The sequence below is a fragment of the Mycobacterium sp. TH-M82 genome, assembly GCF_057473605.1.
The window spans coordinates 1-8,757 of sequence record NZ_JBYCKY010000009.1; the positions used below are offsets into that span (position 1 = coordinate 1).

Sequence of the window (8,757 nt, forward strand, 5' to 3'; positions counted from 1 at the left end):
CGCTGCGTGCGCGGATTGCCGAACGCTTGGAGCAAAGCGGGCCCACCGTCAGCCAGACCGTGTCGAGGATGGAACGCGATGGCCTGCTGCGGGTGGCCGGTGACCGCCATCTGGAGCTCACCGAGAAGGGCCGTGCCATGGCCGTCGCTGTGATGCGCAAGCACCGGCTGGCCGAACGGTTGCTTGTCGACGTCATCGGGCTGCCTCTGGAAGAGGTTCACGCCGAGGCCTGCCGCTGGGAGCACGTGATGAGCGAAGATGTCGAGCGCCGACTGCTGAAAGTACTCGACAACCCCTTCACCTCGCCGTTCGGCAACCCGATCCCCGGGCTGCTGGATCTCGGCATCGGGCGGCAGGTCGGCGCCGGCGACGCCGACCTGGTCCGGTTGACCGAATTGCCGGCCGGATCGCCCGTTGCGGTGGTGGTGCGTCAGCTCACCGAACACGTACAGGGCGACGTCGGCCTGATCAGCCGACTCAAGGACGCCGGGGTGGTACCCAACGCGCGGGTGACGGCCGCGACCAACCCTGCCGGTGGTGTGACGATCGTCATGCCCGGTCATGTGGATGTGGACCTACCCCACGAGATGGCGCACGCCGTGAAGGTCGAGAAGGTCTAAACCGGTCTAAACCGGTCTAAACCCGACGCTATGCGGCACTATCTGGTGTCCGTCACCCGGCACGCTGCCCGAACTCCCGCCGCGGGGGGAGGCGCACCCCGATGCGATGCGCAAGCCGGTAGCTGGTCTCCGCCAGTTCACGAATCCGCTCGGGCCGCAGCCCGGATTGCAGCGCGGTATCGAGCATGCTCGCCATCCGGTGCGTGGGTGCACAGCGCAACGCGGCCTCCAGGGACACCCCGGCCAGCGGCCCGTCACCACGGGTGTAGGCGCTGAACGCCAACAGCACCAGCGCCTCGGCCCGCCATGGCTCGGGTAGCGTGCGCGACAGCAGCGCCCACAGTGTCTCGGCCTCCGCGGCTTTCCCGCCGACGGCCAGCGCGAACAACGTGTCACGGACCGTGACGTCGGTCAGCGTGCACCCCAGCGTGGCCAATTCCGCATCGCCCGGCCGGCTGCCGGCGGCAACCGTCGCCGCCGCGGCCACCAGCTCTTCGACGTCGCGGCGGGCCCGGTCGTCGGAGCTGTCGGGGTCCGCGCGGCCCGCCGCCGCACGGGCAGCCGCACGTTCGGCGATCACAGCGGCAACCGCGGCACGTGCCGGATCATCGGCCGCGATGACCGCCTGCAGGTCGGCGCGGCGCGGGTAGAGCCGCCGGCCGTCCAGCACGGCCGCGGCTGCCAGCGGTGACGCCGAGGGATCATCGACCGCTCCACCCGCGCCGCACCCGTCGGCACAGTGCCAGCGCCCGCCGGATGCCACCCGGTCCACCACGTGTGCGGCGCACAACACGATGTCGCGCCGCGACAACTCCTCGGTGAGTGCCTTGCACAGTTGGCGGTACTCTTCGTTGCACACCGGGCAGCGCGCGCCGTCGGCATCGACAATTACAGCGATCGCGGCCGCCGGATCGGCTGCCGCAGCGACCTGTGCCAGCTGGGCCAGCTGGCCAACCATGTCGGCCAGCTGCACGGTGAGGTCGACACGCAGCACCGACCCGAGTTCACCGCCGTCGATGGAGATCAGGACCAGTGATTTTTCCGGCACAAAGCCCAGGATGGCCGGCAGCGCCCCGATCAACGCACCGGGCCGGTTGAGGGTGAAATCGGGTTGCTTCGTCGTCATACGGGCAACAGTGGCGATCGCCGCCGACCACGGCGTGCCACCGAGCTCCCGCAGGCCGCCGTCCTGTGGACGAAGTCGTGACTGTGCAACTTCGCTCAGCGCGAAACGACGCCCGGAATGCCAGTGCGGCATTGTGATGTTTCGAACATACAGGCGGGTCGACGGGCGTGTACGCCGCATCTAAGCGACACTGGGTTCAGGTCGCCGACCCAAGTATCCGAGGAGGGAACCCATGGCCCGAGACCAAAACCCCGGGCAGGGACAGTGCTACCAGCCGGAACAGTCCGGGATGTACCACCTTGAGCTGCCGGCGCCGCGACTGGTCTCCGCCGACGGTCGTGGCCCGGTATTGGTTCACGCGCTGGAGGGGTTTTCCGACGCCGGCCATGCGATCCAGCTGGCCGCCGAGCATTTGAAGAAGGCGCTAGACACCGAACTGGTCGCCTCGTTCGCGATCGACGAGCTGCTCGACTACCGCTCCCGGCGGCCGCTGATGACGTTCAAGACCGACCACTTCACCAATTACCGGGAACCCGAGCTGAGCCTGCACGCGCTGCACGACAGCGTCGGCACACCGTTTCTGCTGTTGGCGGGTATGGAGCCGGACCTCAGGTGGGAGCGGTTCGTCACCGCGGTGCGGCTGCTGGCCGAGCGGCTCGGCGTACGTCAGACCATCGGGCTGGGCACCATCCCGATGGCGGTTCCGCACACCCGGCCGGTAACGCTGACCGCGCATTCCAACAACCGCGAGCTGATCGCCGACCACACACCGTGGATCACCGAGGTCCAGGTTCCCGGCAGCGCCTCCAATCTGTTGGAATACCGGATGGCCCAGCACGGTCACGAAGTGGTCGGCTTCACCGTGCACGTGCCGCACTACCTGGCCCAGACCGACTACCCGGAGGCTGCCCAGGTGTTGTTGGAGCAGGTGGCCAAAACCGGGTCGCTGCAACTGCCGCTGACGGAACTGAGCGACGGGGCGGCCCAGATTCGGATCAAGGTCGACGAGCAGGTCGAGGCCAGCGCCGAGGTGGCGCAGGTGGTCACCGCACTGGAGCGCCAGTACGACGCGTTCGTCGCGGCGCAAGAGAACCGGTCGCTGTTGTCCCATGAAGAGGATCTGCCCAGCGGTGATGAGATCGGCGCCGAGTTTGAGCGGTTCCTGGCCCAGCGGGCAAGAAAGGAGGCCGGCGGTGACAACTCAACCTGATCGCCAGACCCACGATACGAAGGGCCGTCCCGGCAACCCACCCGGACACCCTGTGCCGGAGTTGCGAATCTGCACCATCAATGGCCATCGGCGGGCCTACCGGATCGCCGGTACCGGCCCGGTCGTGCTGCTCATCCACGGCATCGGGGACAACTCCACCACCTGGACCAGTGTGCAGACCCGGCTGGCGGAGAGGTTCACGGTGATCGCGCCGGACCTGTTGGGACACGGGCAGTCGGGGAAACCGAGCGGCGCGGACTATTCGGTCGCCGCGTATGCCAACAGGATGCGGGACCTCCTTCGCGTCCTCGGGATCGACCGGGTCACGGTAATCGGCCACTCGCTCGGCGGCGGGGTGGCGATGCAGTTCGCCTACCAGTTCCCGCAGCTGGTCGAACGGCTGGTTCTGGTCGGGACCGGGGGTGTCACGAAGGATATCAACTTCTTCCTGCGCTTTACCTCGGTGCCGCTGGGCGGTGAGGCGTTGGCGTTACTGCGGTTGCCGATGGTGCTGCCGGCACTGCAACTCGCCGGACGGGCAGCGGGCCTGGTGTTCGGCTCGAGTCGGGTCGGTCACGACCTTCCCGACATGCTGCGGGTGCTGGCCGCCCTGCACGAGCCCAGCGCACTGTTGGCGTTCACCCGCACATTACGGGCGGTGGTGGACTGGCACGGCCAGGTGATCAGCATGCTCAACCGCTGCTATCTGGCCGAATCCGTTCCGGTACAAATCATCTGGGGCAAACACGACGCGGTGGTCCCGGTTAGCCACGCCTGGGTGGCACATGACGCGATGCCCGGCTCATGGCTGGAGGTTTTCGACGACTCGGGGCACTTTCCGTTTCACGATGACCCGGACCGCTTCGTCGACCTCGTCGAAAACTTCATTGACAGCACCGAACCCGCCGAATATGACGAGACCGCACTGCGGGAGTTGCTGCGGATCGGCAATTGCGAACACGCGATCTCGGAGCGGGCGGCACCCCAGCCGGATCGCGCCGCGTTTTCGCCGGGTGAGTGGGGATCGATTAGACCGTTCGCCGCAGCGTGGCGGTGAGATGGTTTTGCGGCGTTTGGCCCACGGCACCCATCTCCAGCATGTACGACAGCTCATCGCCGTGGAGGTGATACGAACGCCCCAGCGCCGTCACCTCTTTGGCGGTCGGTGTCAAACCGATCGTGGTGGCGGTCAGTCCGATCTCGATCTGATCCCCGGTCCGCGAATAGCTGCCCACCTGAATTTCGGTGATGCCGCTGGGATGCGCAAGCACCCATTCGACCCAACCAGGTTGGGGCACACGGAGATATCCCGTCTCGGCATGTAACGGCTTCCCGTCGATGGTCGCCGTGGTCTTCTGGCCGTATACCAGGAACGGCTTGCCGACATGCGAGAAAACCACCTCTTCCAGATAGTCGAAGGGCTCGATCGTCGGGTACTTGCCCGAGCCACAGCCGGCCCACGAACCCAGCAACGGTGCCAGGTCCTCAAGACTGGGGTGCAAGTCGGGCGACACGGTTCCAGCCTACTTGTGGAGCCGCATCAGGTGGGCGTGGATACGTCGCGGTGCGCCCGCAGCGCCTCGATCTCCCGCTCGAAATCATCCGCTGACGAGAATGACCGGTACACCGAGGCGAATCGCAGGTAAGCCACCTCGTCTAGTTCCCGCAGTGGTCCCAGGATCGCCAGCCCCACCTCGTTACTGGGAACCTCCGGCGAGCCGGCGGCGCGCACGCAGTCCTCCACCTGTTGGGCCAACAGGTTCAGCGCGTCGTCGTCGACCTGCCGGCCCTGACATGCGCGGCGCACACCGCTGATGACCTTATCCCGGCTGAACGGCTCGGTGACCCCGCTGCGTTTGACCACCGCCAGCACAGCGGTTTCCACGGTGGTGAACCGCCGGCCGCACTCCGGACACGACCGGCGCCGCCGGATCGCCTGGCCCTCATCGGTTTCGCGCGAGTCGACCACCCGCGAATCAGGATGACGGCAAAACGGGCAGTGCATGGCCGCTCCTTCGCCACACCGGGAACCGGATGCTTCCGGCAACTGGGACAACTGTGAGCGTACCTGCGCGGGTGGTGCGGGGTAGCCAGGCGGCGGCGGTGGGGCCGCCGGGCGAGATGCGGACGAAAGGCCGTGCCCAACTGCGCTGGTGGACGATCGGAGTTGGCCGGACACGCGGCACTCAACCGATAGGTGCGATCAGAATCTGACCGGCATCCAACACCACCGAGTCCAGCCGGTTGAGTTCGCGGATGCGATCCACCACTTGGGCGGTCGGCGCGTCCGGCGCCACCCTTACCGCCAGGTGCTGCAGGCTCTCCCCGGTCTGTACTCGCACCACGCCCAGCTGCTCGGGTACCGCGGCTCGGGTACCGGCGCTGCCCGCAGCCACTCCACCGAAGTGAGCCAGCACGCCCAACCACACCGTGATCAGGGCGGCGCCCAACGCGAGCGCGACAGCGGTCACGGCGGTGATGGGCCGGATGGGAGGTGGCCGATGCGATGCCCGAGACATCAGCACGCCGGAGCCCCGGTAACGTGTTCGAGCACCGCCCGGCCGCGACCGCACCGGTCTGGTGCGACGCGCCCAGTCCATTTCCCGGCCCGCGTGAATGACCCGGAACCGTCCGGACGCCGGTTGCGTAGCCGGTGGAACCATCTCGATGAGCGTCATGCTCGTCTCCTCCGTCCTGTCGCCATCTGAAGGTTATCGCTTTTATGTTCGAATACTAGTCGATCTTACGTTCGAATATCGAACATTCGGGCGATTCTCGCGATCCGAAACTGACTTTAGGCCCGCCCACCGACATTGCGGTGGGTGCGCCGCGACACGCCTCGAACATGTGTTTGGTCATCTGCTCGAAAGCGACTACATTCGATCCCATGAGCGACACCAGCCACGACTCAGCCACCGGTACGCGACGCGCCGTCCCGAAACGCCTACCGGCATCGGACCCGACGTTGACCGTCCGACAGCGCACCATCCTGGACGTGATCCGTACTTCAGTGAACGAGCGCGGCTACCCGCCCAGCATCCGGGAGATCGGTGACGCCGTCGGGCTGACCTCGACATCTTCGGTCGCCCACCAGCTGCGCACACTGGAACGCAAGGGCTACCTGCGCCGTGACCCGAACCGTCCTCGCGCGGTCGACGTGCGGCCACCCAAGAACGCGGCGGCCGGCGCACCGGCCGCGCCGGGGACCGAAGGCGGCTCGCGAGCCGGTGCCGGCGATCTGCCCGAACCCACATTCGTTCCCGTTCTCGGACGCATTGCGGCCGGTGGTCCGATCCTGGCCGAGGAAGCCGTCGAGGACGTTTTCCCGCTCCCCCGCGAACTGGTCGGCGAGGGTGCGCTGTTTCTGCTCAAAGTGGTCGGTGAATCCATGGTCGACGCGGCGATCTGCGATGGCGACTGGGTGGTGGTACGGCAGCAGAACGTCGCCGACAACGGCGACATCGTTGCCGCGATGATCGACGGCGAGGCCACCGTCAAGACCTTCAAACGCACCGGCGGTCAGGTCTGGCTGATCCCGCACAACCCGGCGTTCGACCCGATCCCGGGCAACGACGCGGCGGTGCTCGGCAAGGTGGTCACGGTACTGCGCAAAATCTGACGGGCCGGCCCGCCCCGACTGGATCAGTCACAGATTCCCGACGAGGGAAAAGAACTCCTGACGTGATCGCGGATCGCTACGCGGCTGCCCAATAGGGCGGACGTGACGGTGCTGGAGCCGGTATCGTGCACGCCGCGCAGCGTCATACAGGTGTGTTCGGCGCGAACCAACACGCCCACCGCGCGCGGGCGCAGGTGATCGGTGAGCCAATCGGCCACCTGCTTGGTCAGCCGCTCCTGGACCTGAGACCGGCAGGCGAAATACTCCACCACCCGAGCCGGTGGCCTGTTCGGCGGCGGCCAGATCCGGAACCGGACGATCGACCAGCCGTGGAGCGGCGTGTGTGGCTGCGGACATATCACGCTCCTGTATCGACAATGTTGAATGTTTTTAGATTGGGCGCCGGGTCTATTTGTCAAGTTTTGTTGGTGTTACATTGGATGCGTGGAGGCCAACGTGGGTAACGATCGCGATCCGTTGGCCGGGTTGACCAGTTTGGACGACCCGATGCGACGGCGCCTCTATGAGTACGTCTCGTCGTGTGACGAGCCGGTGGCGCGCGACGCCGCGGCAGCCGCCGTCTCCATCGGCCGCACCTTGGCGGCCTACCACCTGGACAAGCTGGCCGAGGCGGGGATTCTGTCGGTGACTTACGCACGGCCAGCCGGGCGGTCCGGTCCGGGCGCCGGCCGCCCTGCGAAACGCTATGCGCGTACCCGCAGGGAACTGTCGGTGAGCGTGCCGCCGCGAAATTACGGTTTGCTGGCCGACCTGTTAGTCGCCGTCATGGCCGGCGACGACGCGGAGGCGGTCCGATCCGCGGTGGCCGCGGAGGCCCGCAGGGTGGGGCGGGTCAGCGCATCCGACCACGGTGTGGTCAATGCGCTGTACGAGTGGGGCTATGAGCCCGCGGTGACCCCGGACGGCGACATCGAATTGCGGAACTGCCCGTTCGACCGGCTCGCCCGCTCCCATACCGAGCTGGTGTGTGAGCTCAACCTCCAGCTGATCCAGGGCATGCTCGAAGGAGTAGGTGAGTCGCCGAACCGGGCGGTGCTGGCGCCGCGGGAGGGCCGGTGCTGCGTCGTGGTGAGTCTGGCGGAGCCGTCAAAACTCAAGGTCAGAGGAGCCTGTCATGTCTGCAATTCCGGGGAATCCGCCGGTACCGCCGTGCCCGCCTTTTAACGAGCAGTCCGCGCTGCAGAAGGTGCAGGCCGCCGAGGACGCCTGGAACACCCGCGACCCGGAACGGGTTGCCCGGGCCTACACCGAAGACTCGGTGTGGCGCAACCGTGACGAGTTCATCACCGGGCGTGCGCAGATCGTGGAGTTCCTGCGCCGCAAGTGGGCACGCGAGCTGGACTACGCCCTGCGCAAGGAGATGTGGTGCTGCCACGGCAACCGGATCGCGGTGCGCTATCAATACGAGAGCCGGGACTCCGACGGACAGTGGTGGCGCAGTTACGGCAACGAGCTATGGGAGTTCGCCGACGACGGTCGCATGAGCCGCCGCGAATCCAGCATCGACGACATCCCGATCACCGAAGACCAACGGCGCATCTTCAGCGCTCGCCCCGACACCGAGCGGGAACCGACACTGCCGGTACGCTGACGTGCTGATGCGCTGATCGGCAGCTGCCAGCGCCACCGGTGGAGCCGGCCGGCTACCTGGCTTTGATGAAGCCGTTTTGCTGGGCGGCTTCCTCGCTGGCGAACCAGATTTCGGCCAGCGTGTCGTCATACAGGGCGTTTTCAGCCGTGTAATAGAGGCCGGAGCCGATGTTGGCCTTCACCGGATATCCCGACGGCGCCTGGTACGGGTCGTCCAGCGGAAGATGCATCACCGGATGTGCCGGTACACCAGACCGGGGGACACCCGGCCCCGCAGCGAAGTCCGTGCCGATGTCCGAGTGGGTCACCGCGGCGTGTCGTCCGGTACCGAACTGTTCGTCCGACGGTATGCGGGTGGGCGCGGTGTCCACATCGTCGGACTCCTTGACCGCGGTTGCCAGATCGGTGGACAGGCCGGCCGCCCAGTCCGTGCCCGACCCCGATCGGCCCAGCAGATCCACACCGGATGGCGAACCGCCGGGCGGCTCGCCATACCGGCTCGGCAACCGCACGCTGGTGTCAGGTCCGCCGTGGGCTCTCGACCACTGCTCGTCTTCGCCGGCGTCGGCGT

General features: G+C 66.8%; 11 protein-coding genes and 1 pseudogene. 6 read left to right on the top strand and 6 right to left on the bottom strand.

The window, feature by feature from the left end; translation table 11 throughout:
• Window positions 1–620, top strand: a 620-nt coding sequence (locus AC2VON_RS00165) for a metal-dependent transcriptional regulator (protein WP_486951131.1), incomplete at its 5' end; no start/stop codon positions are given.
• 52 nt (window positions 621–672) lie between these two features.
• Here AC2VON_RS00165 and AC2VON_RS00170 read toward each other — a convergent pair.
• Window positions 673–1,746, bottom strand: a complete 1,074-nt coding sequence (locus AC2VON_RS00170) for a DUF4192 domain-containing protein (protein WP_486951132.1) — start codon at window positions 1,744–1,746, stop codon at window positions 673–675.
• A 232-nt stretch (window positions 1,747–1,978) separates the two neighbouring features.
• On the opposite strand from AC2VON_RS00170, the gene AC2VON_RS00175 reads away from it, so the two are divergent.
• Window positions 1,979–2,956: a proteasome assembly chaperone family protein gene (locus AC2VON_RS00175; RefSeq protein WP_486951133.1), complete on the top strand. Its 978-nt coding sequence runs from the start codon at window positions 1,979–1,981 to the stop codon at window positions 2,954–2,956.
• 52 nt (window positions 2,957–3,008) lie between these two features.
• The gene (locus tag AC2VON_RS00180; RefSeq protein ID WP_486951140.1) at window positions 3,009–4,013 is read left to right on the top strand and encodes an alpha/beta fold hydrolase; all 1,005 of its coding nucleotides are present in this window, start codon (window positions 3,009–3,011) and stop codon (window positions 4,011–4,013) included.
• Here the strand turns inward: AC2VON_RS00180 and AC2VON_RS00185 are convergent.
• From AC2VON_RS00185 to AC2VON_RS00195, 3 genes are all read right to left on the bottom strand, one after another.
• Complete coding sequence (locus AC2VON_RS00185) at window positions 3,985–4,470, bottom strand: peroxynitrite isomerase (RefSeq protein ID WP_486951134.1); 486 nt, start codon at window positions 4,468–4,470, stop codon at window positions 3,985–3,987. The genes AC2VON_RS00180 and AC2VON_RS00185 overlap by 29 nt on opposite strands.
• Window positions 4,471–4,496: 26 nt before the next feature.
• The gene (nrdR, locus tag AC2VON_RS00190; protein WP_486951135.1) at window positions 4,497–4,961 is read right to left on the bottom strand and encodes a transcriptional regulator NrdR; all 465 of its coding nucleotides are present in this window, start codon (window positions 4,959–4,961) and stop codon (window positions 4,497–4,499) included.
• Window positions 4,962–5,142: 181 nt separating this feature from the next.
• Entirely contained in the window at window positions 5,143–5,634 is a 492-nt protein-coding gene (locus AC2VON_RS00195) for a LysM peptidoglycan-binding domain-containing protein (protein ID WP_486951136.1), read from the bottom strand.
• A gap of 209 nt (window positions 5,635–5,843) precedes the next feature.
• Between AC2VON_RS00195 and lexA the strand changes: the two genes are divergently transcribed.
• Window positions 5,844–6,575, top strand: a complete 732-nt coding sequence (gene lexA, locus AC2VON_RS00200; protein WP_486951137.1) for a transcriptional repressor LexA — start codon at window positions 5,844–5,846, stop codon at window positions 6,573–6,575.
• Window positions 6,576–6,602: 27 nt separating this feature from the next.
• Here lexA and AC2VON_RS00205 read toward each other — a convergent pair.
• Window positions 6,603–6,853, bottom strand: a pseudogene (locus AC2VON_RS00205) (GTP cyclohydrolase I); the annotation flags it as partial.
• 229 nt (window positions 6,854–7,082) lie between these two features.
• On the opposite strand from AC2VON_RS00205, the gene AC2VON_RS00210 reads away from it, so the two are divergent.
• Together AC2VON_RS00210 and AC2VON_RS00215 are read left to right on the top strand one after the other, a co-directional pair.
• On the top strand, window positions 7,083–7,760 hold the full coding sequence (locus tag AC2VON_RS00210) for a helix-turn-helix transcriptional regulator (RefSeq protein WP_486951141.1): 678 nt from the start codon (window positions 7,083–7,085) through the stop codon (window positions 7,758–7,760).
• Window positions 7,711–8,187, top strand: a complete 477-nt coding sequence (locus tag AC2VON_RS00215; RefSeq protein WP_486951138.1) for a nuclear transport factor 2 family protein — start codon at window positions 7,711–7,713, stop codon at window positions 8,185–8,187. The genes AC2VON_RS00210 and AC2VON_RS00215 overlap by 50 nt, the downstream gene beginning before the upstream one ends.
• Window positions 8,188–8,239: 52 nt before the next feature.
• Here the strand turns inward: AC2VON_RS00215 and AC2VON_RS00220 are convergent.
• On the bottom strand, window positions 8,240–8,757 hold a 518-nt coding region (locus tag AC2VON_RS00220), incomplete at its 5' end, for a sunset domain-containing protein (RefSeq protein ID WP_486951139.1).

What these genes read in the sequence shown, in the direction of transcription:
- AC2VON_RS00195 (WP_486951136.1), bottom strand. Translation starts at nt 5,634, where the DNA reads ATGACGCTCATCGAGATGGTTCCACCGGCTACGCAACCGGCGTCCGGA.
- AC2VON_RS00215 (WP_486951138.1), top strand. Translation starts at nt 7,711, where the DNA reads ATGTCTGCAATTCCGGGGAATCCGCCGGTACCGCCGTGCCCGCCTTTT.
- AC2VON_RS00170 (WP_486951132.1), bottom strand. Translation starts at nt 1,746, where the DNA reads ATGACGACGAAGCAACCCGATTTCACCCTCAACCGGCCCGGTGCGTTG.
- nrdR (WP_486951135.1), bottom strand. Translation starts at nt 4,961, where the DNA reads ATGCACTGCCCGTTTTGCCGTCATCCTGATTCGCGGGTGGTCGACTCG.
- lexA (WP_486951137.1), top strand. Translation starts at nt 5,844, where the DNA reads ATGAGCGACACCAGCCACGACTCAGCCACCGGTACGCGACGCGCCGTC.
- AC2VON_RS00175 (WP_486951133.1), top strand. Translation starts at nt 1,979, where the DNA reads ATGGCCCGAGACCAAAACCCCGGGCAGGGACAGTGCTACCAGCCGGAA.
- AC2VON_RS00210 (WP_486951141.1), top strand. Translation starts at nt 7,083, where the DNA reads ATGCGACGGCGCCTCTATGAGTACGTCTCGTCGTGTGACGAGCCGGTG.